We start from the raw sequence: 25,262 nt of genomic DNA on the forward strand, positions 1-25,262 counted from the left end.
CGCAACCACCTCACGCTGGGAAGCGCTTGCCTTGTGAAGCACCTCCCGGAAAACCTCACGTTTGGTCTCAGGGGAGGAGTTACTGAAGAAATCCGCCAGTAGGCTGGAGTCTTCGGTGTTGGGTTTACGCATGACGATCTGCCTCAGTCAGTAGCTCGATGAGCTGCTGGTAATCATAGGTCTCTGGAATTAGGGCGTCAATCTGCTCCACCGTTACCCCATCTTCATAGAACTCTTCAGAGCAATCTGTGTTCTTTACAAGTAAATCTATGTGCAAACCCCGCCCATAGGACTTCCTCAACTCAACAATATTCCGACGCACTGCCAAGTATTGCTGAGCAAATTTCTCCATGGGAATGTTTCTTCCCTCGGTTATCTCTCGTGCTTTCACGAACTCCCAAGCGAGCTCAGGGCGCTGATAGACGTACATTATCTGAGCAGCCCTATTCCCTTTCAGAACCCTATCAATATTCCGCTTTGCAACATCTAGATTCGACATCGTTCCGTCAAGGATGAACGAAACGCGCTTCTCAAAAGCTCGGTCCAAGACCTTTTCAAGAATCTTTGTCACAGCCCGCTGGAAAAGGTAAGAGTTTCCACCCGAGTAACCTGGGATTAGCTCTCGAAAATCATCCGGATCAATTCGGAGAACTCGCCGCCCCTCGCCCTCCGGGTGCCCCTCCTCCAGAGCCTCCACCATTGCCTTGGAAATCTCTGTTTTTCCAGCACCAGGGGAGCCCGCCATAAAAACGGTGAGCGGAGCTCGCTCTGGAATAAAAATCTCGGTGTCCACAATCTTCTTTGCCAGAGATCGGCGGTGCGCGATGGCAAACTGAAAAGCAGCTTCTTCTAGCTCTATTTCTTCAGGGGTCATTAGTGGCTCGAAATTCGTTTTCCAAAAACTAACACTTTGCTCGGCCTTAAACCACGCAACCTTGAGGCAAAACAAATAGCCCGGCGCTGGGCCGGGCTCTCTTTATTGCTACGCCAACAAGTCAGCGTCTCGCTCCCGCCACAGAGCTTCCAGCTTCGTCAGGCCCTTCCCAGTGATCAGCGTGGAGCACGTTGGGATCGTGCCGTCGATTGGGTGCTCGAAGGTGCCCAGCTTCACATCAAGCAGGCCGGCCTCGATTTTCGCCTGGTACGGCTCGTTCGACCGGGTCACCCATCCCTTCTGCCGCATGAACTGCAGCAGCCTGGTGCGGCCAGTGCCAATGATCTTCGCGGCTTGGGCGGCGTTGTACTTCTTGTGCGACACCACGACCATGTCGTGAAAGGCCACCTTGGGAGCGTCCTGTTCCACTTTCACTTCCAGCTCATGGTTCTCTTTCGAGAGCTCTGAGTTGTCAGCTTCCAAGGCAACGACCTTGCGGACGTTGTCAGTCAACAATGCGAGCAGCACCTTGGGATCATTCAGGCTGGCAATGTCGAAGGCTGGCTTGGCCTGGGTATCCTCCAGTTCGTGTAAACGGCGGATGACCCTGTGACGAAGCGGGATGCTGTAGCCGGTCACCAGCGTTTCGGTCAGTTCCCGATCCAGATGGAAGCAAGGCATCGATCGCCCGGAGCCGTCCAGATAGGTGCCCCCAAATTTGGGGTCAGCGATTTGCAGCTCGGAGAGCATATTGCGGATGTCGCGCATGACGTGGTCATGCCGCTTACCAGTCAACTCTGCGATCTCGCGAGATGACATGGTAGGTCGCGCCACATTTTGCGATTGCAGAAAACGTGGCGCACCATCAGAAGACTGCTCGGATTGAATGGAGATAGTGTTCATCGTGCTTTCTCCAGACCTTCAGCGACGGAGTCGATAGCGGCTTTAGCAGACTCGATCGCCATATGCAGTAACCACGCTTGGCTTGGGGTAACGACGAGCTCAGACATCCCCGCGTCTTCTAAAGACTTTTTCACACTATAAAGAGTGCAAGATGCCTGATTCAAAGCATCGACAGCAGGAACGCCTGGACGGACGCCATACAAATCTTGCCCCTCAATGTTGCAGCGCGCGAATGAGAGCGCCACGGTCACCGGTCCCTTGAAGGCGCCAGCATTGAGTTTTTCGTTTACTTCGGTATGCTTCGTCATGTGAATGTCCTCAGAAATGTTCACTGCTTCATAGGCCTCAAGCGTTGGCGCGCTTGGGGCTTTTTCATGCCTGTTGTTTTTCATGAACAAGCTCCTGCTCCATCATTTTCCTTAAGCGGAAAACTACCTCCCCGTTCGCTGTCCTTCCGTTCTCCTCTGACTTCGTGCTCAGCCAATCCCTCAGTTGAAGTGGCAAACGAATCACCAGCGGAACTTTTTCTTGCCTCATCCTTAACCTCCATCGCCATGCGTGTGATCATTTGTGATCATTTGATACCACTTGCTATCACATGTCAATACTGATCATTGGGGATCATTTGTTGTCTGATATAGTGATATGAAACCCAGTAATTAAAAGGCTTCGAGGGCTCATGACCGATACCAGATCTTTTGCTGAACGCCTCCTATGGGCACGCTCCGAAGCAGGTCTGACGCAAAAAGATCTTTCCGAACAAAGCGGCATCAGCCAACCTCAAATCGTACGATATGAAGCTGGTCGCTCCAAACCCCGTCTGGGTGGCGCCCTCAAACTGGCCCGGGTTCTGAAAATGGACGCCTACGATCTGATGCCGGAACTGAAAAAGACCACTAAGGAAATCGAGATTCAGCTCAGCGCCGAAGAAGCCGAGCAGTTCGATACGGAGGCGGCAAAACTTGGCATTTCGACTGAAGAACTGATGCGAAAACTGACGATCATCGGACTCCGGATGAAACTTAAGGATCCTGAGACACGGCGTATGATGGAAGAGGAATTTCCAGGCATGGTAGATCGGTTTGATGCGCTGCCAGGCCCGGATGATGATGGCGATCTTGAGCTCGGTAATTAACCTCCTGTGGCGACGTGCGGTATTTTTCCGCCTAGGAAATTTTCTACTCAGACCGCTATACATACCATCGGACTCCTAACGAAACGTCTGCAATTACGATGGTTTCCAATTATTCATACAAAACCAGCAATTGGAAGGCTCTGAAAAGGGCCATCTTTTTTCCGGACCCTATAATCGCCTTTCCCTATCCGGAAGAAAATTGGTGCAAATCGTTTCCGGCTGTCCAGGCTACCCGTCTGCATCGGCAAAATCATTTGTACCGGCCTGCGCCGTGAGAGCGCCCCCAATACTTGCGCTCATTAGAAGATGAGCGTTTTTCCTAACCGTCTTTCTTATAAACTCAGAAGTATCCACATCTAGTTTTTCTGGAAAAATTAGATCGGCAATTTGGTGAATGGGGGGCTTTGCCCCGACAGCCTCAAACCACAAAGTTAGATCTATGTATGCCAAGAGACGCTGATCAATCCATTTACTAATATCCTTAACAGTAACTTTTTGTTTTTGATTGGAAATTCCCAACTTTTCTCTAACAGACTTAGCATACTCCACCGCAGTTTCGGCTATCAGCTCATCAGGCGCAGCCAGATCAAGATAAACAGGAACTAGAGATCCCATCTGAGAAAATAACTTCCCTCTAATATCGGCCGGCATACCCCAAACTGGAAGATTAGTAACTTGCGCATACTGTTTTAGAAGCTCCTGACTCGCATCACTCGGAGGGATAATGGAGAGCCCATTCTCATAATCAAGAATCTCATCCAACGGCAAATCTGGAGCCAACTGCAAGTACGCCGAGAGGTGTTTCGCATAGCTAAAAGCATCCATGTCTACCAGCGCCGCCTCTCTCCCACCCGCTGCAAGATCCTCCTCATTCAATTCAAATAATGTTTTTTGAGCTAGATAAAAAGACGACATAAAGTACATAGCCCAGCTAGCATCATCCGCCCCCTCATCAGCAAGTGTCGACTTTACAAAATTTCGAGCAGAGACGGCTTCGCTCCAAGCAGCAACTGATTTATTGACAATACTTGTATAATTCTCAAGTTTAAACCATCGAGGCGGAAAATCTGCCGAGTAATAATAAGGTTCTAATCTTTCGTAAATTTCCAGCTCCGGCCACCGCTTGAATCTCCTCATAAACCTTCTCACATCAACTATCCGATTGACTTCCAGCAGTCTATATAGCCCGTTAGCAAAATGTAATAGCCCTACGGCGCATCTTGAGAACACAACCAAAATGACCGGGCACGCAGGCGTTGAGGCAGGCACTTGGGGTTGGTACAGTCAGCGCTCAACCACCTGGAATCATGGAAAGATGATGACCGCACTGCGCTGGATGTTGCCGCTGATCATTGCTGGGCTGAGCCAAGCGGCATGGGGATACGGGGAGATTGATCGCCTTACAGGATCGACAATTGTGGCGTCAGGCGAGCTGGAGCAAGTCCACTGCCCCGTCGGCGGCAAATACGATTGCCTAACCTGGCCACACGACCTGTACAAATTCAGCATGCAGAACATCTGCTTCACTGCGAACGTGACGTGCGGCTTCTCGTGCGAGGGTTTCATTGCGCAGAAGAACCAGATCCAGACGCTATATGTGCTTGGATCCCGCCTAGATAGCTCAGCGATCAACCTCTACAAATGTCCGAGCATGTTCTGAGCATTGGCTAGCTGTGCCATGGCAGAATGCTTGGCATTAATTTAAGGGAGTCAGGGATGAAAGCTATCGCCATCGCAGCACTGTTATTCCTCACAGGGTGCGCGTCCAAAGTCGTCGATTACCAGCCAGCACCTATCACAGCGGAACAGGCCAGGTCAGTGATTGAGCAGGTGCTGATGGAACAGCCCGAGAAGACCAGGCCCGAGCAGGTTTTCTTCACGAATGAATACATCGCCTACGGAAGCGGTGTCGTGTCCTCCAGCAGCGGCTTCGCAAGCGCGGTACCCATCGGGAATGGTGCGATTGCCGCCGGCAACTCGGTAACCTCATCCAAATCCGTTCAGACCAGGATCTTTTTCAACTCTATCGGTAGCGCGACCCTATACACCAAGCGCAACCGCTGGGTCGTGATTACGACGAATAAGGCCGGCGGCACGCTGAACTTTTCACGGGTTGACTCTCAGCAGAAGGCTCAACGTTTCATCGATGCAATGATGTTCTTGAAGACTAAATAACAGCTCAATATATTACATCTCTCAACCTGACTACCGGGCATCAAAATCGCAACAAAAATTCGGAGATTGAAGAGTAATGGACAACCCAGAAAACCTAGGCTTGGTAACCACACTAGGCATTGTAACTATACTAGTAGCAATTTCGCTTATGCTCATACGCCGATACAACAATCGAAAAAAAATAGAGAGTCATCAAAAAATATCAACTCCTACAATAGTCCCGCCCCAAAAATCACAGGGCAGCACCACTCCAGCGACAGCCTTAACCAAACTTACCAACCAGTACGAAAACGACATCAAGGAGGAAATATACCGTATAAGAAATTTATCACCCAATCAGCTAGAAAGCCATTGCGCAAAACTAACCGTACACATAGATTTCCACATAAATAAAGGCTCTCTTCCCATGAAAACCTGCGAAGATCTAAAGAGAATCTTAGAGAGAGAGCGGCAAGCAGCCCTTGCCAAGTTCAAAACCAACAACAACAACAACAACAACAACAACAACACACCAAAGCCGAAGCCGAAGCCGAAGCCGAAGCCGAAGGGCTAGACCTGATCTCACTTTTTGCCTTGGTGGACGTCGTCGAGGTCGGTGACCATCAGCTCGCAATTACACATGCCGGCGCTGCCCACTTTGAGCAAGATAAAGCGACGATGAGCGAGATAGTCGCTGCCCTCCCCCTGGCGATCAATCCGGCCCTTGGGCCTTCAACCTAGCCAGCCCCTGTTTGATGTGCCCAGCGTTCTCACCAATGGTGTGCAGAGCACCACGCACGTTACCACCGGCCTCGGCGCTGCCCTGGCTCTCGACGAGCAGGGTCAGCTCCATCAATGCTGCTTCGAGGGCGAGCTGGTTCTCGTAGATTCGTTCTAGGGTGTCAGGGAGCGAATATTCAAGCGAGGGTATTGCTGTGTCTCCATTCGATGAATCGATGAGCTTAGATGAGGCAAGGACGGCAGACTAGGGGCAAATTCCGGACAAAGAAAAGCCCGAGCAGTGGAGCGCGGGCCGAAGGAAGTTTGGGCAAAAATTATGGAGCTACAGTAGTGTTATCTATCCAGCCTTCCCTCCCCGGGACATATCAATCTCAAACACAAGCTCCTCAGCAAGCTCATGTACGCTCTCGCTGTTTGCAAGCTTCGCTAGGTCTATGCCCGTCGTGCAGAACATTGATCCGAGCTCTGGCTGCCTTACGAAGATAGTGGCCGTCCATCCATTGATCAAAACGCAATCTACCTGGTGACCTGGGAGGCTCCTTTCTAGATCTTCAGTCAGCGAAATCTTCTTCCAGCAGTGCATGATGGCGTACTAGCGCGGCATTGATACACGATTGACATGCGACTGTTGAGAAAGTGCCGATGCCTGAGCAAGAAGCTCGGCGCTGGGCCGGGCTCGATGATGGCTGCTTATGCTGCTACCGCCAAGGTATCAGCCCTGACAAGCACCAGGATCTTTGTAAGCTTCGCACCATGCGGCCTTCAGAAGGACTTTGCATTCGGCGTCGTATTTTTCACGTAGCTTGGCAGTACCAGTTGGTGTCATCGGCCCAGGTATCTCGTTGCGCAAGTCCACCAATTTTTGCGCAACTTCGTCCTGAGCCTGCGGGGTATCGCCAGCATGAACCAGAAGCGCGTAGAAAGCTTTTGAGGAAAGCTTGCGGCTTATGTCGGGCTGGTCACCCGCTACTGAAAGCAATTCGTAGTAGGCCGCGCAGTGGAGGTCTTTCTCTTTTTGGGTTTCGGCTTGGGCGGCGAATGAAATGCAGGTGAAGATGGCGCAGAAGGCCAGTGGCATCGAGGATAGGTGCATGAAAACGAGTCCGTTCGATAGGGGCGAAAATTTTATCAGCTCAGATGTCAGATGCAAGAAGCCCGGCGCTGGGCCGGGCTGTGTTCCTGCGGTTGCTCTGGCTGTAATTCGATTTCAGCGATCGTCAGGCTTTCGTCGAGGTCTAACCACCTCTGGCGGGTTGCGACGCTCAACGCCAATTACCACGGCGCTTTTAATGCTTTCGTCTAGAATTTTGGCGTTTATGTTTAGGTAGACTATTGTCCTTTCCCACTCAGCGTACTGCAGGATTTCTTTCTGTTCGGCATCGAGAGTAATGTCCTCAACAAGCGCCTCAAACTCCGTACCTGCTCTATGCCTGCGAATTTTTACCTTGAACGCTTCCGGGTCAGAGGAGTCCACTCGCAATACTCGATAGAACCCGTCCAGACGCTGTTCTACGGCCCTACGTCGGGCATTTACTACGAGTTCCTGCGCCTCTTCACCTGTAGTTGTGATCCCTGACATAGTTGCTTCATCTGCCCTTACAAACCCCTTTAACATTTCTGTCTTGGTGTCATAGGCTTGCCGCGAGATCTCTTCGAGCTTGGGCTCGCGCACCATTAGCTTCGTCATCAGCTCCATACGCTTCGTTTCCTCTCTTGACGATTCCTTCATCGTTTCGAGAATATTTCGTTGTTCTTCCGTTTTTGCCTCGCCAAGGCGCACCTCTTTACGGTAATCGAGGTATGCGCCATAGGAGGCTTTGCCGACCCACAGGACTCCCAATCCAATGACGGTAATTGCTATCAGCTCTGGTGACATGGTTTCTGCGGCCTTTTGAGCGAATTTCTCCAAAACACCCTGGAAATCGATTTCAAAAATCGATGACCCCTCCTCTACCTTGATGAGGATCTCAAGCTCTTCGCGCTCGGCGCTCGAAAGCTTGCGGGTGTCATCTGTATCGTATTGGGCAATTGCATACGATTTATAGACGAGATTTTGAAGTTCGAGAAAGGATTTCATGACCGGAGGCGTAATGGTTGCGTCGAATTTTGCCCCAACCAACCTAACCTCAAGCTTTGGCCATCCGGAAAGTTTTACGTTTCCCTTGAACCCCCCATCTTTGAGGTAGGTTTGAATTGCTTCAAAAGCATCAGCTTCATTCCTGATCGTTATATTCTGCGCCACAGCATTTCCCTATGTGTATTTGCGACGGTATTGCCGCATTGTTGGCATTGGTCTCTACGGACCTTCCGCTACTGACTCGGACTTAGTTTGAGCCACCTCCACGCAACCCGCCTCCGTTCACCTCTTCCATGCCCCGCCATGGAAGCAGTTCAGCGCTATCAGCTCAATCAAAGCCACGAAAACGCAGAGCACAATGAAACCATGACTGAATACCCCCTTGCGGCCTGACGAGCCCCAGCTAAGGCCAGCTGCGTAGGAATACCCGGGTAGCATCATAAATAAAGCCATGCAAGCAATGACCCGACCTTGCTCCAGAAGCTCTGCTCTCGCCAAGCAGTCATTTTTCCTGTTCCGCAGCGCGAGTTATTTGGCCGTTCTTCACCTCATCCGCATGACCCGCCAGCTTGTACTCGACGTCTTGGTAGCTCGCGGCAATCTTCAGCAACTCTCTCCCTCATCTATCTGTCCGGCCTCGGACAGCTTCACCTCAGCCCGAATCAGATCGACGTCCGACCATTTGATCAGGGCCGGAGCCTCTGTCAGGTCGCGGCGCAATTGTTGGTTAGGTTTAGCGAGGCGAATACCTAAAACACCTACTGCGCCATTATTTCCTGATAGCGCTTCTGGTATTCGTCATAAGGCAGGTTCTGCTCAGTGAGTTTCTGGAGTTGGACCTGCTTGTATTGACTCTTGGTCATAGGGCCAGGTGCCGCCTGAACGGGCGCAGCGGAATATTTTGATGGCGCCCCTCCTCCGACCTTCGAGCCGCTACGGGCATAGCTGCTCACAGTCCCGTCAGGAGCAATGGTCACCGTAGTGCTCTCTACCTCCGTGCCGATACCTGCGAAACCGACGTAGGCATAGCCCCACCCCAAAACCTGCGATCCGTCAGAATTCTGGGTGACTGCTGTGGGTGGGCCGAGAAGGGCAATCACTTCATTGCTGGTGGTTTTGCCTTTAATCAGGCTATCGATCTGGGCTTGTTCGATTTTCGTGCCACTGCTAGCGCAGCCCGAGAGAAGCGCTGCCATTGAGAGGCAAAGAAGCATCTTTTTCATAAAGTCCCTTTCTGTCTTGAGGCTGGCAAATTCAAGCCCTAGCTGGTGCTGCCAACCAGTCGTAATGAGGCGAATCTAACACCATTACATCGCCACTACGAGTCAGCTCCCTTCTCCTCCTGCAAAATTAGCAAACTCAAATTCCAAAAAAACAGTTTGCTAATTTATTTAGCTATTGCTAATTTAAAGCCACTCCTTCGCCACCTCATGGCGAAACAGGAGCATCTCAATTTTTTGCGAAAGCCAACAACGCGGCGGGCACTTGCTCGTCCTGGAGAAAGTGCATGTCCCGTAAGCCCCTCACACCGCTTCAGCTATTCAAGGTGATGATTTCAATCCTGCTTTACATAACCGCCTCGGGCGTCTGGCTGCTTTTTGCAGCCCGAGACTTGATCAGCAGTTCCTCGGATTTCGACGTGACGGCGGCTTTCTTCGGCACCGCAGTCTGGCTCATTGCGAGTGCCTGCTTATTTCTCCTAATCACCACGCCGAAATCAGGCGATTAACACACTCAGCCAGCTCTCCATATTTTGGAGCTAGCCAGGAGATCATCATGACCACCAACCAATACGATTCCCGCACCGCCGACAAGTTTGTGGTGCGCCTGCCTGCCGGCCTGCGCGCTGACATTGAGGCGGCTGCAAACGCCGCAGACCGCAGTATGAACAGCGTGTTCGTCCAAGCCATACGCCAGTATCTGGACGGACAGAATCGTCAAACCTTGCTACTGGACGCACTGGCAAGTGCCGCCGCTCCGCTCGCGCCTGTGAGTTCCAGCCGATGAGCCGCCGCAACGGAAAGTTGGGTGAGCGCCTGATGGCGCTGTACAACGCCCTGCAGCGTAGGGAAACCACCTTTGGCCAGATCTACGCTATGTCCGCATCGTGCGGCATCGACGCACGCAGGGTGCTGGCAGACCACTTCCAAGGTGGTGAACTCAATGGCTAAGACAGTGCTGCGGGTGCGCCTTGATGGCATCGCGTTCTACATGAACACCGAGACCTCTTCACCCGGTACCGGACACCGAAACAGATTTCGCTTGTTCAAGACAGAAAACTACGGGCGCGACAAATCCGGCTGGATTCAGGTGGGCTCGACGGCTGGCCAGGAGTTATTGGCAATTGAAAATGAAAGCATCTTGCTGAAGGCGTGTGAAAAGCTATTCGCCAGCAAAAAGCCCCACCGCTACGACCTGCATGGCGCGATACGCGGCAAACCCGGGAAGTGGGAGGGCGAGGCCTTTCCCGTCAGGAAGTCAGTGCAAACAATGTCCTCTATTGAACAGTGATGACTCCATGGCCAAGTCAACTGCATTCCCCATCAAAGAGACCGCGCCTCGCTTCCTCAGAGCGTCAACTGCCCCTGCGTACCTGGGTATGTGCCGGGAAGAATTCAATAAAACGGTTCGGCCTTACGTCCGTGAATTTCCCATTGGAAAACAGGGCGTTGGCTTCGACCGGTTCGAACTGGATCAGTGGGCGGACTCCTGGGCCGAGTCAATGGCAATTGAAAAGGATGTGGATCAGGACAACAATCGCCCCCGCAGTGAGCGCCAGGGCAAGCAAAAAGGAGAATTGCCGTGGCCCAAAAAGCTATCACCGGCCTCCAGCAAATGCCGAACGGCATCTGGAAGATCGACAAAAAGTACAGAGGAGAACGAATTCAAGAGAGTACTGGCACTTGTAACCGCGCCGAAGCAGAGCAGTACCTAATCCATAAGCTGGAGCAGTTGCGCCAGCAGAAGGTGTATGGCGTTCGGCGGGTCAGGACGTGGCGGGAGGCGGCGACACGCTTCCTGCTGGAGGTAAAGGATCAGGCGTCCATCCACATTTCGGCGACCTATATGGAGCAGCTAGACCCGTTCATTGGCGACATGCCGCTGACTCACATTGATGACGACGCGCTTGCGCCCTATGTTCGATCGAAGCTGAGCCCGACGACGGGCAAGCCGGTCACGAATAGGACGGTGAACATCGCGCTACAGCGGGTTATCCGAGTTTTGAACCTCTGCGCACGCAAGTGGCGAGATGAAGAACGCCGACCATTGCTCGACATGGTACCGATGATTTCTCTGCTGGATGAGAAGACGAACAGCCGCAAGCCCTACCCGCTTTCGTGGGAAGAACAGTCGATCCTGTTCGCCGAACTCCCAGCGCACCTTCAGACCATGGCCATGTTCAAGGTCAATACCGGGTGCCGGGAGCAGGAGGTTTGCAAGCTTCAGTGGAACTGGGAGATTGCGGTACCGGAGCTGGGAACGAGCGTGTTCCTGATACCGGCTGGCTTTGGAGGAAGGAGCGCGAGGGCTGGCGTGAAGAACCGGGATGAGCGCTTAGTCGTGATGAATGACGTTGCCAAGTCTGTGATCGAGAAGCAGCGCGGCAAGCATCCGCTCTACGTGTTCCCGTTTGGCAAGCCAGATGGTGAGGGGAATGAAACGACGGTTCACCGCATGAACGACTCGGCCTGGAAGAAGGCGAGGATTCGGGCGGCAAAGAAGTGGCAGGAGAAGTTCTTGCGGCCGGCACATGACGGCTTTGCCAGGATCCGCATACACGACTTGAAGCACACCTTTGGGAGAAGGCTGCGTGCTGCTGGCGTGACTGAGGAAGATCGGAAAGCGCTGCTCGGCCACAAGAACGGAAGCATCACCAGTCACTACTCGGCGGCAGAGTTGGATCAGCTGATTGCGGCGGCAAACAAGGTATCAGCAACCGACTCACGCGCACCAGCGCTGACGATTTTGAGAAGGAGAGAAGCTTGATGAAAAACGCCAAGGTCACTCGGAAAGTCACTATGGCAGAAACAACAAAGCCGCTCGGAAGCGGCTAAGTCATTGAATAATATGGTCGGGACGGAGTGATTCGAACACTCGACCCCTAGCACCCCATGCTAGTGCGCTACCGGACTGCGCTACGCCCCGACTAGGCGTGTTACTGGGTTTGCTTCGCAACGAAGCGATCAGGAATATACCGCAAGCTTTTGAAATGTGGAAGTATTTTAAAAGCTCAATTCACTTCTTCAACACCACCAGCACATCTTCGAGCTCGGAGATCATCTGGCGGATCAGTTGTTTGTATTGGGTGGTGTCGTCTTTGGCTTCATCACCGGACATGCGCTGACGCGCGCCGCTGATGGTGAACCCCTGATCGTACAGCAACGCGCGGATCTGTCGGATCATCAGCACGTCCTGGCGCTGATAATACCGACGGTTCCCGGTGCGTTTGACGGGGTTGAGCTGAGGAAACTCCTGCTCCCAATAGCGCAGCACGTGCGGTTTGACCGCACACAGCTCGCTGACTTCACCAATGGTGAAGTAGCGTTTGCCTGGGATGACGGGTAGCTCGTCGTTATGACTTGGTTCCAGCATAAGCCTCAACTCGGGCCTTTAACTTCTGCCCTGGACGAAAGGTGACCACACGGCGAGCCGTGATCGGGATTTCTTCTCCCGTTTTTGGATTGCGGCCAGGACGCTGGCGTTTGTCCCGCAGGTCAAAATTGCCGAAACCGGACAATTTGACCTGTTCGTTGTCTTCCAGAGCGTGCCTGATTTCTTCAAAAAACAGCTCGACCAATTCCTTGGCTTCGCGCTTGTTCAGACCCAGCTCTTCGTACAGACGTTCCGCCATCTCAGCTTTCGTCAAAGCCCCCATACGTCACTTCCTTAACGTGGCGTTTAACCTTTGTTCAAGCGAGGTGAGGATATTTTGTGTCGTGGTATTCACCTCATCGTCGTTAAGAGTGCGCGATGGATGCTGCCAGGTCAAGCCGACGGCGAGGCTTTTTCTATGCGGATCAATACCTTTACCCTGATAGACGTCAAATAGCCTGAGGTCTGTCAGCCATTCCCCTGCATTTTCACGGATTACGTCCAGAACTGCAGTGGCGGCAACCCCACGATCGGCAATCAGGGCCAGGTCGCGGCGCACTTCAGGAAAGCGCGACAACTCGCTGAATTTCGGCATTTTACCCAAAGCGACTTCCGCCAGAACCAGTTCGAAAACGAACACCGCACGGTCCAGCCCCAGGTTTTTTGACAGCTCGGGGTGAATCGCGCCAACAAAGCCTACCAGGCGACCGTCGCGCTCAATGCGTGCTGTCTGGCCCGGGTGCAGCGCAGGATGGCTGCCCGGCACAAACGTGAAGGCATCCAGTGCACCGGCAAAGCCCAGCACCGCTTCCACGTCGGCCTTGACGTCGAAGAAGTCCACGGGATCGCGGCCCTGAGCCCAGCCTTCCGGCAAACGACTGCCGCAGACCACGCCAGCCAGCATGGGCTCTTGCTTCAGGTCGCCCAACTGACCGACAAATCGCAGGCCGCTTTCGAACATGCGCACGCGGTCTTGCTGGCGATTGAGGTTGTGGGAAAGCGCTTTGACCAAGCCTGGCCACAGCGATGAACGCATGGCCGCCATGTCATTGGAGATCGGGTTAGCCAGCAACAGCGGCTCGACGCCTGGGTTGAACAGCTCGAACTGCCTGGGATCGATGAAACTGTAGGTCACCGCTTCCTGATAACCACGGGCTACCAGCAGACGACGCAGCTCAGGCAGGTGCGCGCGCGCTTCGGCCTTGGGTTGCGGTGCCAGGCGAGCCTGTGGGTAACGAACCGGCAGGCGGTTGTAACCGTACAGGCGAGCCAGCTCTTCGATCAAGTCGACTTCGAGACTGATATCGAAGCGATGGCTTGGCACATCAACGTGCCACTGCCCTTCCCCGCTGGTCGAAATGCCCAGCCCCAGGGCCGACAGCAATTGCTCGATTTCAGCAGGCGCGATGACCAGGCCAAGCATTTGCTCGACACTTTTGGCACGCAGGGTAACAGGCGCAATGGACGGCAGGTGCTGCTCGCTGACCACTTCGGTGATCGGGCCGGCTTCGCCGCCAGTGATTTCCAGCAGCAGGCCAGTGGCGCGCTCCATGGCTTCACGGGCCAGTTGCCAGTCCACGCCGCGCTCGTAACGGTGCGAAGCGTCGGTGTGCAGGCCGTAGGAACGGGCCTTGCCGGCGATGGCGATCTGATCGAAAAACGCGCTTTCGAGGAACACATCGCGAGTGGTTGCGGATACACCGCTGTGCTCACCACCCATCACACCGGCAATGGCCAGTGCTCGGGAATGGTCGGCGATCACCAGGGTATCGGCACGCAGGCTGACTTGCTGACCATCGAGCAACACCAGCTTCTCGCCTTCTTCGGCCATACGCACGCGGATGCCGCCGTTGATTTCGGCAAGATCGAAAGCGTGCAGCGGCTGGCCCAGTTCCAACATCACGTAGTTGGTGATGTCGACGGCGGCATCAATGCTGCGCACGTCGGCGCGACGCAGGCGTTCGACCATCCACAGCGGGGTAGGCCTGGACAGGTCGACGTTACGGATAACCCGGCCCAGGTAACGCGGGCAGGCAGTGGGGGCCAGCACTTCGACCGGGCGCACTTCGTCGTGCACTGCTGGCACGGCGGTGACTACCGGGCGGGTAACCGGTGCGTTGTACAGCGCGCCCACTTCACGGGCCAGGCCCGCCAGGGACAGGCAATCGCCACGGTTCGGGGTCAGGTCGACCTCGATGCTGGCGTCTTCCAATTCGAGATAAACGCGAACGTCCTGCCCCACGGGCGCATCCGCCGGCAGCTCCATCAGGCCGTCATTGCCCTCACCGATTTGCAGCTCGGCCTGGGAGCACAGCATGCCGTTGGATTCGACACCGCGCAGCTTGGCCTTCTTGATCTTGAAGTCGCCCGGCAGCTCGGCACCGATCATGGCAAACGGGATCTTCAGGCCCGGACGCACGTTGGGCGCTCCGCACACGACCTGAAAGGTCTCGGCGCCATTGCTGACCTGGCACACACGCAATTTGTCGGCATCCGGGTGCTGCTCGGTGCTCAGCACCTCGCCCACCACCACGCTGCTGAAAACACCGGCGGCCGGCGTTACGCTATCGACCTCAAGACCGGCCATCGACAGGCGAGCAACCAGCTCGTCGCGATCTACCTGCGGGCTTACCCAGCCACGCAGCCATTGTTCACTGAATTTCATCCTGCTCTCCTAAAGATTCGTTACGACTAGCGAAATTGCGCGAGGAACCGCAAGTCGTTGTCGAAGAACAGACGCAAGTCGTTCACGCCGTAACGCAGCATGGCCAGACGCTCAACGCCCATGCCGAAGGCAAAGCCCGAGAACTCTTCCGGGTCGATCCCGGACATGCGCAGCACATTGGGATGCACCATGCCGCAGCCCATCACTTCCAGCCAGCCGGTCTGCTTGCAGACACGGCAGCCTTTGCCGCTGCACATCACACATTCCATGTCGACTTCAGCGGAAGGTTCGGTGAACGGGAAGAACGATGGACGGAAACGCACGGCCAGTTCCTTCTCGAAGAACACCCGCAGGAATTCCTCGATCGTGCCCTTGAGGTCGGCGAAGTTGATATCGCGGTCAACCAGCAGGCCTTCGACCTGGTGGAACATCGGCGAGTGGGTGATATCGGAGTCGCTGCGGTACACGCGGCCGGGGCAGACGATGCGGATCGGCGGCTTGTTCGCTTCCATGGTGCGCACTTGTACCGGCGAGGTATGGGTGCGCAACAGCATGTTGGCATTGAAATAGAAGGTGTCGTGCATCGACCGGGCCGGGTGATGGCCTGGGATGTTGAGCGCCTCGAAGTTGTGATAGTCGTCTTCGACCTCAGGGCCTTCGGCGATGCCGTAGCCGATGTGGGTGAAGAACTGTTCGATACGTTCCAGAGTCCGGGTGATCGGGTGCAGACCGCCCGACGCCTGGCCACGGCCAGGCAAGGTCACGTCAATGGACTCGGCCGCGAGCCTGGCCGCTAGATCGGCCTCCTCGAGCGACGCCTTGCGCGCATTGAGAACCTCAGTGACGCGCTCCTTGGCAACGTTGATCAGCGCACCGACGTGCGGGCGCTCCTCTGCCGGCAAATTCCCCAGGGTCTTCATCACCTGAGTCAATTCACCCTTTTTGCCAAGGTAGTGAACCCGGATTTGCTCCAGGGCATTGATATCTTCAGCGCTATGCACAGCCTCAAGAGCTTGGGCAACGAGCGCGTCCAGGTTTTCCATGTACAGACTCCAGATACAAAATAGGGGAAGAGCTTGAAGGCTCTTCCCCTATTTATGACGTTTACCACCCTGGATTGCAGGAGCAACCCAGAGTGACTGTCGGGGGTACTTAAGCCAAGGTGGCTTTAGCTTTCTCGACAATCGCAGCAAACACCGCTTTTTCGTTCACGGCCAGTTCAGCCAGAACCTTACGGTCGATTTCGATGGACGCTTTTTTCAGGCCAGCGATGAAACGGCTGTAGGACAGACCGTTAACACGAGCACCAGCATTGATACGAGCGATCCACAGAGCGCGGAACTGACGTTTTTTCTGACGACGGTCGCGGTAGGCGTATTGGCCTGCCTTGATTACCGCTTGCTTGGCAACACGGAATACGCGTGAACGCGCGCCGTAGTAGCCTTTAGCAAGTTTCAGAATTTTTTTGTGACGCTTACGGGCCATGACGCCACGCTTAACACGAGCCATGAGTTACTTCCTCTATTCTTGATCCAAAATTAACGAAGGCGCAGCATGCGCTCGACTTTTGCCACGTCAGACGGATGCAGCAAGCTGCTACCGCGCAGTTGACGCTTACGCTTGGTCGACATTTTGGTCAGAATGTGGCTCTTGAAAGCGTGCTTGTGCTTGATACCGTTAGCAGTTTTCAGAAACCGCTTAGCAGCACCACTTTTAGTCTTCATCTTTGGCATGTTCGGATACTCCGCATTCAGTTGATAAACATAATCAGAAGGCCTGCCGTGCCCTGTTGATTACTTCTTCTTTTTCGGGGCGATGACCATGATCAGCTGGCGTCCTTCCATCTTAGGATGCTGTTCGACCGAACCGTACTCGAGCAGGTCAGCTTCAACCCGCTTGAGGAGTTCCATCCCCAGCTCCTGGTGGGCCATCTCACGGCCGCGGAATCGCAAGGATACCTTGGCCCTGTCCCCATCACTCAGGAAACGTACCAGGTTGCGCAGTTTTACCTGGTAATCCCCTTCCTCCGTCCCTGGACGAAACTTGATTTCTTTTACTTGAATCTGCTTCTGGTTCTTCTTCGCCGCGGCAACCTGCTTCTTCTTCTCGAAGATCGACTTGCCGTAGTCCATCACCCGGCATACGGGTGGGATTGCATCGGCGGAGATTTCCACCAGGTCCAATTTGGACTCTTCTGCAATACGAAGCGCTTCATCAATCGAGACGATGCCAATCTGCTCGCCGTCAGCGCCAATTAACCGAACCTCGCGTGCCGAGATATTCTCGTTGATCGGGGCTTTCGGTGCAGCTCGTTTATCTTGTCTCATTTCACGCTTAATAATAATTACTCCGAATCTGGGCGACCACGCCGGGAAACCGCTTGCGCGAGGAACTCAGCGAACTGGGCGACGGGCATCGAGCCCAGGTCAGCACCTTCGCGAGTACGCACAGCGACAGTCTGCATCTCGACTTCCCTATCTCCAATAACCAAAAGATAGGGAACCTTGAGCAAGGTATGCTCGCGGATTTTAAAGCCGATCTTTTCATTTCTCAAGTCGGACTTGGCACGAAATCCGCTTTCGTTGAGAGTTTTTTCAACCTCAGCGGCAAAATCTGCCTGTTTATCAGTGATATTCATGATCACTGCCTGAGTCGGAGCCAGCCACGCCGGGAATGCACCCTCGTAGTGCTCGATCAGGATACCGACGAACCGCTCGAACGAGCCGAGGATCGCCCGGTGCAGCATAACCGGGTGTTTACGGCTGTTGTCTTCGGAGACATATTCGGCTCCCAGACGGATCGGCAGGTTAAAATCGAGCTGCAGGGTACCACACTGCCAGACGCGACCAAGGCAATCTTTCAGCGAGAACTCGATCTTCGGACCGTAGAACGCGCCCTCCCCTGGCTGCAGGTCGTACGCAAGGCCCGCACTGTCGAGCGCTGCGGCGAGTGCAGATTCAGCGCGATCCCACAGCTCATCGGAGCCAACGCGCTTTTCCGGACGAGTGGACAGCTTCATTTCGACTTCGGTAAAGCCGAAATCGCGATACACGTCCATGGTCAGCTTGATAAAGGCGGCGGATTCGGCCTGCATCTGCTCTTCGGTGCAGAAAATATGCGCGTCGTCCTGGGTAAAGCCCCGAACACGCATGATGCCGTGCAGCGCACCCGATGGCTCGTTACGGTGACAGGCACCGAACTCGGCCAGGCGCAGCGGCAACTCGCGGTAGCTCTTCAGGCCCTGATTGAACACCTGCACGTGGCAAGGGCAGTTCATCGGCTTGATGGCGTAGTCGCGGTTTTCCGACTGCGTGGTGAACATGTTGTCGCCGTAATTGGCCCAGTGCCCGGACTTTTCCCACAGGCTGCGATCAACGACCTGCGGTGTCTTGATTTCCAGATAGCCGTTGTCGCGCTGAACCTTGCGCATGTACTGCTCGAGCACCTGGTACAGGGTCCAGCCGTTCGGATGCCAGAACACCATCCCCGGCGCTTCTTCCTGCAGGTGGAACAGGTTCAGGCGCTTGCCGATCTTGCGGTGATCGCGCTTCTCGGCCTCCTCGATGCGCTGGATGTAGGCGGCCAACTGCTTCTTGTCAGCCCAGGCCGTGCCGTAGATCCGTTGCAGTTGCTCGTTCTTCGCGTCGCCGCGCCAGTAGGCACCTGACAGCTTGGTCAACTTGAACGACTTGAGAAAGCGTGTGTTCGGCACATGCGGACCACGGCACATGTCGACGTATTCTTCGTGGTAATACAGGCCCATGGCCTGCTCGTCCGGCATGTCTTCCACCAGACGCAACTTGTAGTCTTCGCCGCGGGCGGTGAACACATCGATCACTTCAGCGCGCGGCGTGACCTTCTTGATCACGTCGTAGTCCTTCTCGATCAGCGCGTGCATGCGCTGCTCGATGGCCGCCAGGTCATCCGGCGTAAAAGGACGCTCGCAAGCGATATCGTAATAGAAGCCTTCGTCGATGACCGGTCCGATCACCATCTTCGCGGTTGGATACAGCTGCTTGACCGCATGGCCAATCAAATGCGCGCAGGAGTGCCGAATGATCTCCAGCCCCTCCTGGTCCTTGGGCGTGATGATCTGCAGGCTCGCGTCGCCAGTGATCAGGTCACTGGCGTCCACAAGTTTGCCGTCGACCTTGCCGGCCACGGTGGCCTTGGCCAGGCCCGCGCCGATGGATGCGGCGACCTCGGCCACGGAAACCGAATGATCGAATGAACGTTGACTGCCGTCGGGTAGAGTAATAGTTGGCATGGCGCCTCCTCTCCTAGTGGTGACCCCTACCAAAGGTCACGTGGGTTGGGATGAGCCAGTACAAGATCCAATACCAGGCCGTTCAGTGATGAACGCCTGCCTTACAGCGGCAGGAGCCTTTCGGCCAACCGATAATCGAACCAGAGTGACTGGATTGAGCTGAAAAGAAACATGGCAAGGCGGCCAGTGGCGCGCCGAAAATAGCCAGGCGGCCGATGCTAGCACAGATGAACGGTCATCGCGCCGGCGGCGTGTCTGTTAAGGCGATTTCCAGCGTTTATAGTCGTCAAAGTGAACTTGGGCTGTACGACGGGCCTCAAACCCACCGAGAATCGCCGTTCGTCCTCGACCCAAAGGAGCATCCCATGATGCGTTTTACTTCGACCCTCGCTATCGCCGCCACCCTGAGCCTGCTGTCCCTCGGCGCTCAAGCTGCCGCCCCTTCAAACTGGCCAGCCGGTGCTCGCGAAGCCTTCGTTCAAGACTGCAGCGCTGCCGCCAGCCAGAACGTGGACGCCAAGACCGCCAAAGCTCACTGCGATTGCGGCGCCGACAAGATCAACGCCGAGTTGAGCACTGCCGAAATCAAAGAGCTCATGACCAACCAGAACGCCAGCCCGGAGCTTAAAAACAAAGCCGTGGCCGCTATTTCGTCCTGCAAAGTCGTGAAGAAAAAGTAACAACGAGACGCCTTCAGACGCCTGTTTTGCTGGAAAAACAGCCTGAAAACTGCCTTTTCTCACAAATTATGCAGCTTTTACGGCTTTTTTTACCAGTTGATATTTCTGGCGCAAGCCCCGTAGATCGGGGCTTTCAGCCGATCATTGCGCTAAACGCAACGCTATTGATTAGCAAACAATGCCCTGGGGGGGCTCCCAAGCCGAACATTTCGACTATGATACCCCGGTGTGCCCAGTTGGCCTGAGCAGCACAGCACTACTGAAAATATAAGTTTCTTGGAGATACACCATGTCTAATCGCCAAACCGGCACCGTTAAATGGTTCAACGATGAAAAAGGCTTCGGCTTCATCACTCCTCAAGGTGGCGGTGACGACCTGTTCGTACACTTCAAAGCTATCGAAAGCGACGGTTTCAAGAGCCTGAAAGAAGGCCAAACCGTTTCCTTCGTGGCTGAGAAAGGCCAAAAGGGTATGCAAGCTGCACAGGTTCGCGGCGAGTAATTCTCCGCTGAACTAAAAAAACCCCGTCCATGTGACGGGGTTTTTTATGGATGCTGCAAAAGCCTGGTGAACCTCAGCCGCAATTGACGCGCGTGATGACAAGATTGTCGTCGGTATTCAGGTTCAGGCGGTCGGAGCGGTATTCCAGCGTGATCATATCGCTGGGCTTGAGGATTCGAGCGTTCTGCGCACCGGCGCGGGTGCGGGCCTGATCCAGCAACTGCGGCGAGGCTTTCTGGCCAATTGCAAATTCAGCAGCCTTCGACTCACAGCGGGTATGGCCTGAATCGGCTACGGCGGCGTCTTTGCCTGGCTCAAAGGCACCCGGGGTGCTGCAACCCGCCAACGCGAGTGCCGCCAACAAAGAACCGAATGATGCGAGCTTCCAAGGCATGAAGCCTCCTATGAAAAAAGTGGACAGAGATTGTGCGACAGCCGTCAGACCGATTGGTTTCAAGACGTAAAACGTGCGCAGACAAGTCTGCCTGACTCAGCACCGGCATTCGCCCCGTCAATCGTCACCAGATATGAATGCGCTCAGTAGATGTCGATGTAGTCAAACGCCGGCACCGGCCAGTTCTGTTTCAACGCGTTGAAAATCTGCATGACCCAGACCTCATCACTGGCGGCCACGTTGCCGACATAACCAGAGCCTTTGGCCCAGGTTTCCAGGCGAAACAGCAGGCCGTCGATCTCGACACCGCCCACGGCCTTGCCGGACGAAATGTACGCCATCCCTTCTTTGGTTACGCGCAATTGCGTGTGTTCGTCATCGCTGGCACTGGCGAGCAGTTGGCGCACCGCCGCCGGCGTCAGGTTATCGGGACTGTTCAAGTCGATCTGCACGCAGTGTTCCCCGCTCATTCAAAGGGAGAACAGTGTCGCACAGCCTTACCTTTTGCCAAGCGCTTCATGCCTAAGTCGCAGTGCCAAATGCTGCGCAAAATGGTTAACTGAGTCCGCAAGAGCCGCGTTCCAGCGCACTGCCCCCGTTTTTCCGACCCGTGAGCCCCGACCATGAGCACCGTTATTCTCCAAGCCGACATCAAAGCCAAATGGCCTCAGGGACAAAGCTCCTACAGCCCCGGAAGCCCGGAAGAGTTGGCGATCATTGGTATCGACCTGCTGGTCAAGGAGCTGGGCACACAAGCCGCGCAAGCCTTTATCAGCCAGGTATTCGAAAAATACCCGGCTGATCACACAGGGGCGTACGACCCCGAGCGCGAATAAGACCCGACCGGCAAACCCTTATTTCAGACGGGACAGACGTTCAGTCAGTAAGTCGAAAAAGCCCTGGGCGTCGCCGTTTTCAACCCAGAATGCATTTTTCGGTTGTTTCAGGCCGTCATACCAATCGACGACTGTCTGGCCGAAGGTCGGACCCTCGCGGCTGTCCACGACCACATTCACCTCACGGCCACTGAACAACGAAGGCTTGAGCAGGTAGGCAACGACAGTGGCGTCGTGCACCGGACCACCCGGAATACCGTAGTGCTCCATATCGCCCTTGACGTATTCATTGAGAATGTCGCTCACGATTTTGCTGGCATTGTTGTTGATGTCGGCAATCTTTTTCAGGCGAGCCTCACTGGTCAGCACCTTGTGGGTCACGTCCAGGGGCAGATAGGTCAGCTTGACACCACTTTTGAGCACGATTTCTGCCGCCATAGGGTCGGCAAACAGGTTGAATTCGGCCACCGGCGTGATGTTGCCACCATTGAAGTGCGCACCGCCCATTACCACCACTTCCTTGATGCCCTGGGTGATTTCCGGGTCCTGGGTCAATGCCAGCGCCAGGTTGGTTTGCGGGCCGAGCATGGCGATCGTGATGCTGTGTGGCTTGGCGGCACGCAGGGTCTTGATCAGGTAGTCAACGGCGTCGCCTTCTCCGAGGCCCTTTTTCGGCTCATGCACGGTGACGCCGGAAATACCTTCCTTGCCATGGATGTTCTCGGCATAGATCGGCGTGCGCAGCAGTGGCTTTGGTGCACCGGCATACACCGGGATATCCTCACGCCCTGCCCACTCACGCGCCAGGCGCGCGTTGCGGGAAGTCTTGTCCAGACGCACGTTGCCGGCCACGGTAGTCAGCGCACGAATACTCAACTCATCCGGCGACGCCATGGCGAACAGCAAGGCCACGACGTCGTCGGCACCCGGGTCGGTGTCGATGATCAGGTCGATTTTTTCCGCCGCCTGGGCGCTTGCAGCAGTGAGCGCGGACAAAAGCAGAACACTCCGGAACAGGTTTTTCAGGGTCGGGAGACTACGTTGCATAAAACACTCCTTGTCGTTGGGAAACTCTAGAAGGTGACGCCGGACACCAGCGCGATATTGCAATAAGGCTGGCATTCACCCGTGCGCACCACCGCGCGTGCCGAGCGGCTCAGTTGCTTGAACTGATCGTGGCTGAGCAGGCGTCGCTCACCCAGCGCGGCCTGCCCGGTCAGGCTGTCGAGGTCAGCCAGCGCAGCCGGCTGCTTGAGCAGGATTTCTTCGGCCAGCACATGGCTCTCCACCTGCATCTCGCTCAGCACGATGCGCAAGGTACTGATGAAATCGGGGATGCCCTGGGTCAGCGCGAGGTCGATCAGCTCGACGCCCGGTGGCACCGGCAAACCCGCGTCACCGATGACCAGAATGTCACCGTGGCCAAGGGAAGCAATCACACGGGACAGCGCAATATTGAGCAAAGGGGTCTTTTTCATGAGGGCACAAAACCTTGAACGTCGTTTAGCGTGGGAATGGAAGGTTGCGCACCGTCACGCGTGACCGACAACGCCGCAGCCACCTGGCCAAAGCGAATGGCTTCGGCTTCGCTTCTGCCATTGACCAGAGCCGCCGCAAAACCACCGACAAAGGTGTCGCCGGCCGCAGTGGTGTCGACCGCCTTGACCTTCGGCGCCGCCAAGTGCTCGAAGCGCTCGCCATCGGCGAACAATGCGCCCTCGGCGCCCAAGGTAATGATGACCTTGCCTGCACCGGCCTTGATCAGTTGCGTCGCCGCCAGTCTGGCGCTGTCGAGGGAATCGACTGTCACGCCACTCAGTGCGCTGGCTTCGCTTTCATTGGGGATGAGGTAATCGATCGAGGCGTACCACTCGGTCGGCAGCGGGCCGCTGGCCGGCGCCGGGTTGAGAATCACTGTCTTGCCCAGCTCGCGGCCACGTTTGAGCGTGTAGCCCACCGTGTCCATCGGCACTTCAAGCTGGCAGACAATCACTTCGCCAGCCTGTAACACGGCATCCACCGCCAGCATCGCTGCAGGCGTCAACTCACCGTTGCTCCCGGCGACAATGACGATCGCGTTCTGGCTGCTGTCGTCCACCACGATCAACGCCACCCCGCTGGAGCCGTCCACCGTACTGACGGCCTGGCAGTCGATACCCTCGACCAGCAGCGCATCGCGCAATTGATCACCATAGGCGTCAGTGCCCACGCAGCCGATCATGGCCACCTCCGCCCCAAGGCGCGCGGACGCGACGGCCTGGTTGGCGCCCTTGCCGCCCGGCACGGTCGAGAACGATTGACCGATCAGGGTTTCGCCGGCACGCGGCAAGCGACTGGCACGGGTGACCAGGTCCATGTTCAAACTGCCTACTACCACTACTTTTGCTGGCATACATCAGTACTCATCAATTCGGTTCAGCGGTATTGCGCGAACGCACCAGCGACCGGCGCCGTCGACTCACGCAGCACAATGCTCGGCGTCACGATACGTTGATCGATCGGCAGTTGGGGGGTAGCAATTCGTCGCAATAACAGTTCGGCCGCCGTTTCGCCCAGTTGCACGATCGATTGCCCGACCGTGGTCAATGCCGGGTAGACGTAGCGGCCCATTTGTATGTCATCAAAACCGATCACCGAGAGCTCGGCCGGCACCCGAATATTGCGTTCCGCAGCTGCACGCAACACGCCGAAACCAATCATGTCGTTGCTGGCGAAAATCGCGCTGGGCGGGTTCCCGGACAACAACTTCACGGCGGCGGCGTAACCGCCCGTGCTGGTGAAATCGCTTTCCTCCGTGCGACCGGGTGCAACGTCCACTCCTGCCTCGTCGAGCGCACGGTGATAGCCCGCCAGGCGCATTTGCGCGACGCGGGTGTGGCTCGGCCCGCCGATGCAGGCGATGTCGCGATGGCCCAATTCAAGCAGGTGCCGGGTCGCGAGGTAAGCGCCCTCTTCGTGGTCAATGCGCACCAGGTCGACATCGATGCCGTCCAGCGCGCGGTCGACGATGACCATGGGGGTGCGCACCGCGCTCAGGCCGGCCGCCAAACCGCTGTCGTCGCCGCCTACCGAGGTGACGATCAAGCCGTCGATGCGTTTTTCCAGCAGTACCCGCAGGTAACTGCGTTGTTTGGCGGCGTCGTCATCGGAGTTGCACAGGATCACGCAATAACCGTTACGTTCGCAGTAATCCTCTATACCGCGGGCCAGCTCGGCAAAATACGGATTGAGGCTATTGGGTACCAGCAAACCGATGGTGGCGGTGGTCTTGGCCTTGAGCGAGCGCGCGACGGCGCTGGGAACGTAGTCGAGCTGCTTGATCGCGGCTTCGACCTTGATGCGCACAGGCTCGCTGACCGGGCGTGTCTTGTTCACCACATGAGACACCGTGGTGTAGGAAATACCCGCAAGCGCTGCCACATCCTTGATCGTTGCCATGGT

General features: G+C 55.5%; 35 protein-coding genes, 1 tRNA gene and 1 pseudogene. 12 read left to right on the forward strand and 25 right to left on the reverse strand.

What is annotated here, in order from left to right; all coding sequences use genetic code 11:
• Window positions 1–124: 124 nt before the first annotated feature.
• The 4 genes from TU79_RS10835 to TU79_RS25220 form a co-directional block, all read right to left on the reverse strand.
• The gene (locus tag TU79_RS10835; protein WP_057008192.1) at window positions 125–874 is read right to left on the reverse strand and encodes a zeta toxin family protein; all 750 of its coding nucleotides are present in this window, start codon (window positions 872–874) and stop codon (window positions 125–127) included.
• Between the two features lie 108 nt (window positions 875–982).
• Window positions 983–1,777, reverse strand: coding sequence for a phage antirepressor KilAC domain-containing protein (locus TU79_RS10840; protein ID WP_057007985.1), 795 nt, complete (start codon window positions 1,775–1,777; stop codon window positions 983–985).
• Window positions 1,774–2,169, reverse strand: a complete 396-nt coding sequence (locus TU79_RS10845) for a DUF3077 domain-containing protein (protein ID WP_057007986.1) — start codon at window positions 2,167–2,169, stop codon at window positions 1,774–1,776. Before TU79_RS10845 ends, TU79_RS10840 begins: the two co-directional genes overlap by 4 nt.
• Complete coding sequence (locus TU79_RS25220; protein WP_082340910.1) at window positions 2,150–2,314, reverse strand: Arc family DNA-binding protein; 165 nt, start codon at window positions 2,312–2,314, stop codon at window positions 2,150–2,152. Before TU79_RS25220 ends, TU79_RS10845 begins: the two co-directional genes overlap by 20 nt.
• A gap of 142 nt (window positions 2,315–2,456) precedes the next feature.
• Between TU79_RS25220 and TU79_RS10850 the strand changes: the two genes are divergently transcribed.
• A complete protein-coding gene (locus TU79_RS10850) occupies window positions 2,457–2,912 on the forward strand; it encodes a helix-turn-helix domain-containing protein (protein WP_057007987.1) in 456 nt (151 codons plus the stop codon).
• A 228-nt stretch (window positions 2,913–3,140) separates the two neighbouring features.
• Here TU79_RS10850 and TU79_RS10855 read toward each other — a convergent pair whose 3' ends face one another.
• Window positions 3,141–4,049, reverse strand: a complete 909-nt coding sequence (locus tag TU79_RS10855) for a DUF6387 family protein (protein ID WP_139136779.1) — start codon at window positions 4,047–4,049, stop codon at window positions 3,141–3,143.
• A 178-nt stretch (window positions 4,050–4,227) separates the two neighbouring features.
• Between TU79_RS10855 and TU79_RS10860 the strand changes: the two genes are divergently transcribed.
• The 3 genes from TU79_RS10860 (at window position 4,228) to TU79_RS26020 (ending at window position 5,640) form a co-directional block, all read left to right on the forward strand.
• The gene (locus TU79_RS10860; protein ID WP_231986849.1) at window positions 4,228–4,572 is read left to right on the forward strand and encodes a hypothetical protein; all 345 of its coding nucleotides are present in this window, start codon (window positions 4,228–4,230) and stop codon (window positions 4,570–4,572) included.
• A 56-nt stretch (window positions 4,573–4,628) separates the two neighbouring features.
• The gene (locus TU79_RS10865; RefSeq protein ID WP_057007989.1) at window positions 4,629–5,087 is read left to right on the forward strand and encodes a hypothetical protein; all 459 of its coding nucleotides are present in this window, start codon (window positions 4,629–4,631) and stop codon (window positions 5,085–5,087) included.
• Between the two features lie 76 nt (window positions 5,088–5,163).
• Window positions 5,164–5,640: a hypothetical protein gene (locus TU79_RS26020; protein WP_139136778.1), complete on the forward strand. Its 477-nt coding sequence runs from the start codon at window positions 5,164–5,166 to the stop codon at window positions 5,638–5,640.
• Window positions 5,641–5,778: 138 nt separating this feature from the next.
• Here TU79_RS26020 and TU79_RS10870 read toward each other — a convergent pair whose 3' ends face one another.
• From TU79_RS10870 to TU79_RS26025, 5 genes and pseudogenes are all read right to left on the reverse strand, one after another.
• Window positions 5,779–5,997, reverse strand: a complete 219-nt coding sequence (locus TU79_RS10870) for a hypothetical protein (protein WP_057007990.1) — start codon at window positions 5,995–5,997, stop codon at window positions 5,779–5,781.
• A 522-nt stretch (window positions 5,998–6,519) separates the two neighbouring features.
• Complete coding sequence (locus TU79_RS10880) at window positions 6,520–6,900, reverse strand: hypothetical protein (RefSeq protein ID WP_057007992.1); 381 nt, start codon at window positions 6,898–6,900, stop codon at window positions 6,520–6,522.
• Between the two features lie 114 nt (window positions 6,901–7,014).
• A complete protein-coding gene (locus tag TU79_RS10885; protein WP_057007993.1) occupies window positions 7,015–8,049 on the reverse strand; it encodes a hypothetical protein in 1,035 nt (344 codons plus the stop codon).
• A 117-nt stretch (window positions 8,050–8,166) separates the two neighbouring features.
• Window positions 8,167–8,390 (reverse strand): annotated as a pseudogene (locus tag TU79_RS26895) (hypothetical protein).
• Between the two features lie 252 nt (window positions 8,391–8,642).
• Window positions 8,643–9,107 carry a hypothetical protein gene (locus tag TU79_RS26025; protein ID WP_057007994.1) on the reverse strand — a complete coding sequence of 155 codons (465 nt, stop codon included), beginning with the start codon at window positions 9,105–9,107 and terminating at the stop codon, window positions 8,643–8,645.
• Between the two features lie 284 nt (window positions 9,108–9,391).
• Between TU79_RS26025 and TU79_RS10900 the strand changes: the two genes are divergently transcribed.
• The 5 genes from TU79_RS10900 to TU79_RS10915 all read left to right on the forward strand — a co-directional run bounded on the left by TU79_RS10900 (window position 9,392) and on the right by TU79_RS10915 (window position 11,871).
• The gene (locus tag TU79_RS10900) at window positions 9,392–9,613 is read left to right on the forward strand and encodes a hypothetical protein (RefSeq protein ID WP_057007995.1); all 222 of its coding nucleotides are present in this window, start codon (window positions 9,392–9,394) and stop codon (window positions 9,611–9,613) included.
• A 47-nt stretch (window positions 9,614–9,660) separates the two neighbouring features.
• The gene (locus TU79_RS10905) at window positions 9,661–9,891 is read left to right on the forward strand and encodes an Arc family DNA-binding protein (RefSeq protein ID WP_057007996.1); all 231 of its coding nucleotides are present in this window, start codon (window positions 9,661–9,663) and stop codon (window positions 9,889–9,891) included.
• Window positions 9,888–10,055 carry a hypothetical protein gene (locus tag TU79_RS26295; protein WP_169793793.1) on the forward strand — a complete coding sequence of 56 codons (168 nt, stop codon included), beginning with the start codon at window positions 9,888–9,890 and terminating at the stop codon, window positions 10,053–10,055. Before TU79_RS10905 ends, TU79_RS26295 begins: the two co-directional genes overlap by 4 nt.
• Entirely contained in the window at window positions 10,048–10,395 is a 348-nt protein-coding gene (locus tag TU79_RS10910) for a hypothetical protein (RefSeq protein ID WP_057007997.1), read from the forward strand. Before TU79_RS26295 ends, TU79_RS10910 begins: the two co-directional genes overlap by 8 nt.
• A gap of 291 nt (window positions 10,396–10,686) precedes the next feature.
• A complete protein-coding gene (locus TU79_RS10915) occupies window positions 10,687–11,871 on the forward strand; it encodes a tyrosine-type recombinase/integrase (protein ID WP_057007998.1) in 1,185 nt (394 codons plus the stop codon).
• 82 nt (window positions 11,872–11,953) lie between these two features.
• Here the strand turns inward: TU79_RS10915 and TU79_RS10920 are convergent.
• From TU79_RS10920 to thrS, 9 genes are all read right to left on the reverse strand, one after another.
• A tRNA-Pro gene (locus TU79_RS10920) sits at window positions 11,954–12,030 on the reverse strand.
• A 90-nt stretch (window positions 12,031–12,120) separates the two neighbouring features.
• Window positions 12,121–12,477 carry a MerR family transcriptional regulator gene (locus tag TU79_RS10925; RefSeq protein ID WP_003174972.1) on the reverse strand — a complete coding sequence of 119 codons (357 nt, stop codon included), beginning with the start codon at window positions 12,475–12,477 and terminating at the stop codon, window positions 12,121–12,123.
• Window positions 12,458–12,760 (reverse strand): integration host factor subunit alpha, encoded by a 303-nt coding sequence (ihfA, locus tag TU79_RS10930; protein WP_002553164.1) that lies wholly within the window; start codon window positions 12,758–12,760, stop codon window positions 12,458–12,460. The genes TU79_RS10925 and ihfA overlap by 20 nt, the downstream gene beginning before the upstream one ends.
• A gap of 3 nt (window positions 12,761–12,763) precedes the next feature.
• Window positions 12,764–15,142 (reverse strand): phenylalanine--tRNA ligase subunit beta, encoded by a 2,379-nt coding sequence (pheT, locus tag TU79_RS10935; protein WP_057007999.1) that lies wholly within the window; start codon window positions 15,140–15,142, stop codon window positions 12,764–12,766.
• Between the two features lie 26 nt (window positions 15,143–15,168).
• Entirely contained in the window at window positions 15,169–16,185 is a 1,017-nt protein-coding gene (gene pheS, locus TU79_RS10940) for a phenylalanine--tRNA ligase subunit alpha (RefSeq protein ID WP_057008000.1), read from the reverse strand.
• Window positions 16,186–16,294: 109 nt separating this feature from the next.
• The gene (gene rplT, locus TU79_RS10945) at window positions 16,295–16,651 is read right to left on the reverse strand and encodes a 50S ribosomal protein L20 (protein WP_003234252.1); all 357 of its coding nucleotides are present in this window, start codon (window positions 16,649–16,651) and stop codon (window positions 16,295–16,297) included.
• Window positions 16,652–16,680: 29 nt separating this feature from the next.
• On the reverse strand, window positions 16,681–16,875 hold the full coding sequence (gene rpmI / locus TU79_RS10950; protein ID WP_002553160.1) for a 50S ribosomal protein L35: 195 nt from the start codon (window positions 16,873–16,875) through the stop codon (window positions 16,681–16,683).
• A 60-nt stretch (window positions 16,876–16,935) separates the two neighbouring features.
• A complete protein-coding gene (gene infC / locus TU79_RS10955; RefSeq protein ID WP_015884933.1) occupies window positions 16,936–17,487 on the reverse strand; it encodes a translation initiation factor IF-3 in 552 nt (183 codons plus the stop codon).
• Window positions 17,487–19,409, reverse strand: coding sequence for a threonine--tRNA ligase (gene thrS / locus TU79_RS10960; protein ID WP_057008001.1), 1,923 nt, complete (start codon window positions 19,407–19,409; stop codon window positions 17,487–17,489). The genes infC and thrS overlap by 1 nt, the downstream gene beginning before the upstream one ends.
• Window positions 19,410–19,774: 365 nt before the next feature.
• Between thrS and TU79_RS10965 the strand changes: the two genes are divergently transcribed.
• Both TU79_RS10965 and TU79_RS10970 read left to right on the forward strand, forming a co-directional pair.
• The gene (locus TU79_RS10965) at window positions 19,775–20,089 is read left to right on the forward strand and encodes a hypothetical protein (protein ID WP_082638466.1); all 315 of its coding nucleotides are present in this window, start codon (window positions 19,775–19,777) and stop codon (window positions 20,087–20,089) included.
• Window positions 20,090–20,378: 289 nt separating this feature from the next.
• A complete protein-coding gene (locus TU79_RS10970) occupies window positions 20,379–20,591 on the forward strand; it encodes a cold-shock protein (protein ID WP_003234260.1) in 213 nt (70 codons plus the stop codon).
• Between the two features lie 73 nt (window positions 20,592–20,664).
• Here the strand turns inward: TU79_RS10970 and TU79_RS10975 are convergent, their stop codons facing one another.
• Together TU79_RS10975 and TU79_RS10980 are read right to left on the reverse strand one after the other, a co-directional pair.
• Entirely contained in the window at window positions 20,665–20,985 is a 321-nt protein-coding gene (locus TU79_RS10975; protein WP_057008002.1) for an I78 family peptidase inhibitor, read from the reverse strand.
• 143 nt (window positions 20,986–21,128) lie between these two features.
• Window positions 21,129–21,437: a hypothetical protein gene (locus tag TU79_RS10980; protein WP_057008195.1), complete on the reverse strand. Its 309-nt coding sequence runs from the start codon at window positions 21,435–21,437 to the stop codon at window positions 21,129–21,131.
• Between the two features lie 171 nt (window positions 21,438–21,608).
• Here TU79_RS10980 and TU79_RS10985 point away from each other — a divergent pair, with 171 nt between their 5' ends.
• The gene (locus TU79_RS10985; protein ID WP_057008003.1) at window positions 21,609–21,821 is read left to right on the forward strand and encodes a hypothetical protein; all 213 of its coding nucleotides are present in this window, start codon (window positions 21,609–21,611) and stop codon (window positions 21,819–21,821) included.
• Window positions 21,822–21,839: 18 nt separating this feature from the next.
• On the opposite strand, the gene TU79_RS10990 is transcribed toward TU79_RS10985, so the two are convergent.
• Genes TU79_RS10990 through TU79_RS11005 form a run of 4 tightly spaced genes read right to left on the reverse strand, consistent with a single transcriptional unit; the run spans window position 21,840 to window position 25,259 of the window.
• The gene (locus tag TU79_RS10990; RefSeq protein WP_057008004.1) at window positions 21,840–22,868 is read right to left on the reverse strand and encodes a nucleoside hydrolase; all 1,029 of its coding nucleotides are present in this window, start codon (window positions 22,866–22,868) and stop codon (window positions 21,840–21,842) included.
• A 26-nt stretch (window positions 22,869–22,894) separates the two neighbouring features.
• Window positions 22,895–23,299: a D-ribose pyranase gene (rbsD, locus tag TU79_RS10995; RefSeq protein WP_057008005.1), complete on the reverse strand. Its 405-nt coding sequence runs from the start codon at window positions 23,297–23,299 to the stop codon at window positions 22,895–22,897.
• A complete protein-coding gene (gene rbsK, locus TU79_RS11000) occupies window positions 23,296–24,213 on the reverse strand; it encodes a ribokinase (protein WP_057008006.1) in 918 nt (305 codons plus the stop codon). Before rbsK ends, rbsD begins: the two co-directional genes overlap by 4 nt.
• Window positions 24,214–24,236: 23 nt before the next feature.
• Window positions 24,237–25,259, reverse strand: coding sequence for a LacI family DNA-binding transcriptional regulator (locus tag TU79_RS11005; RefSeq protein ID WP_057008007.1), 1,023 nt, complete (start codon window positions 25,257–25,259; stop codon window positions 24,237–24,239).
• Window positions 25,260–25,262 lie beyond the last annotated feature (3 nt).

This window comes from Pseudomonas trivialis, from assembly GCF_001439805.1.
In the GTDB taxonomy this organism is placed as follows: domain Bacteria; phylum Pseudomonadota; class Gammaproteobacteria; order Pseudomonadales; family Pseudomonadaceae; genus Aquipseudomonas; species Aquipseudomonas trivialis.

Coding starts and splice junctions, on each gene's coding strand:
- pheT (WP_057007999.1), bottom strand. CDS start 15,142: ATGAAATTCAGTGAACAATGGCTGCGTGGCTGGGTAAGCCCGCAGGTA.
- TU79_RS10865 (WP_057007989.1), top strand. CDS start 4,629: ATGAAAGCTATCGCCATCGCAGCACTGTTATTCCTCACAGGGTGCGCG.
- TU79_RS10835 (WP_057008192.1), bottom strand. CDS start 874: ATGACCCCTGAAGAAATAGAGCTAGAAGAAGCTGCTTTTCAGTTTGCC.
- TU79_RS10990 (WP_057008004.1), bottom strand. CDS start 22,868: ATGCAACGTAGTCTCCCGACCCTGAAAAACCTGTTCCGGAGTGTTCTG.
- TU79_RS10850 (WP_057007987.1), top strand. CDS start 2,457: ATGACCGATACCAGATCTTTTGCTGAACGCCTCCTATGGGCACGCTCC.
- TU79_RS10910 (WP_057007997.1), top strand. CDS start 10,048: ATGGCTAAGACAGTGCTGCGGGTGCGCCTTGATGGCATCGCGTTCTAC.
- TU79_RS26020 (WP_139136778.1), top strand. CDS start 5,164: ATGGACAACCCAGAAAACCTAGGCTTGGTAACCACACTAGGCATTGTA.
- TU79_RS10985 (WP_057008003.1), top strand. CDS start 21,609: ATGAGCACCGTTATTCTCCAAGCCGACATCAAAGCCAAATGGCCTCAG.
- ihfA (WP_002553164.1), bottom strand. CDS start 12,760: ATGGGGGCTTTGACGAAAGCTGAGATGGCGGAACGTCTGTACGAAGAG.
- TU79_RS26295 (WP_169793793.1), top strand. CDS start 9,888: ATGAGCCGCCGCAACGGAAAGTTGGGTGAGCGCCTGATGGCGCTGTAC.
- pheS (WP_057008000.1), bottom strand. CDS start 16,185: ATGGAAAACCTGGACGCGCTCGTTGCCCAAGCTCTTGAGGCTGTGCAT.
- TU79_RS10925 (WP_003174972.1), bottom strand. CDS start 12,477: ATGCTGGAACCAAGTCATAACGACGAGCTACCCGTCATCCCAGGCAAA.
- rbsK (WP_057008006.1), bottom strand. CDS start 24,213: ATGCCAGCAAAAGTAGTGGTAGTAGGCAGTTTGAACATGGACCTGGTC.
- TU79_RS25220 (WP_082340910.1), bottom strand. CDS start 2,314: ATGAGGCAAGAAAAAGTTCCGCTGGTGATTCGTTTGCCACTTCAACTG.
- rpmI (WP_002553160.1), bottom strand. CDS start 16,875: ATGCCAAAGATGAAGACTAAAAGTGGTGCTGCTAAGCGGTTTCTGAAA.
- TU79_RS10900 (WP_057007995.1), top strand. CDS start 9,392: ATGTCCCGTAAGCCCCTCACACCGCTTCAGCTATTCAAGGTGATGATT.
- TU79_RS10845 (WP_057007986.1), bottom strand. CDS start 2,169: ATGAAAAACAACAGGCATGAAAAAGCCCCAAGCGCGCCAACGCTTGAG.
- TU79_RS11005 (WP_057008007.1), bottom strand. CDS start 25,259: ATGGCAACGATCAAGGATGTGGCAGCGCTTGCGGGTATTTCCTACACC.
- TU79_RS10905 (WP_057007996.1), top strand. CDS start 9,661: ATGACCACCAACCAATACGATTCCCGCACCGCCGACAAGTTTGTGGTG.
- TU79_RS10880 (WP_057007992.1), bottom strand. CDS start 6,900: ATGCACCTATCCTCGATGCCACTGGCCTTCTGCGCCATCTTCACCTGC.
- TU79_RS10860 (WP_231986849.1), top strand. CDS start 4,228: ATGATGACCGCACTGCGCTGGATGTTGCCGCTGATCATTGCTGGGCTG.
- TU79_RS10970 (WP_003234260.1), top strand. CDS start 20,379: ATGTCTAATCGCCAAACCGGCACCGTTAAATGGTTCAACGATGAAAAA.
- rplT (WP_003234252.1), bottom strand. CDS start 16,651: ATGGCTCGTGTTAAGCGTGGCGTCATGGCCCGTAAGCGTCACAAAAAA.
- TU79_RS10840 (WP_057007985.1), bottom strand. CDS start 1,777: ATGAACACTATCTCCATTCAATCCGAGCAGTCTTCTGATGGTGCGCCA.
- TU79_RS10975 (WP_057008002.1), bottom strand. CDS start 20,985: ATGCCTTGGAAGCTCGCATCATTCGGTTCTTTGTTGGCGGCACTCGCG.
- TU79_RS26025 (WP_057007994.1), bottom strand. CDS start 9,107: ATGAAAAAGATGCTTCTTTGCCTCTCAATGGCAGCGCTTCTCTCGGGC.
- TU79_RS10855 (WP_139136779.1), bottom strand. CDS start 4,049: ATGAGGAGATTCAAGCGGTGGCCGGAGCTGGAAATTTACGAAAGATTA.
- TU79_RS10965 (WP_082638466.1), top strand. CDS start 19,775: ATGATGCGTTTTACTTCGACCCTCGCTATCGCCGCCACCCTGAGCCTG.
- rbsD (WP_057008005.1), bottom strand. CDS start 23,299: ATGAAAAAGACCCCTTTGCTCAATATTGCGCTGTCCCGTGTGATTGCT.
- thrS (WP_057008001.1), bottom strand. CDS start 19,409: ATGCCAACTATTACTCTACCCGACGGCAGTCAACGTTCATTCGATCAT.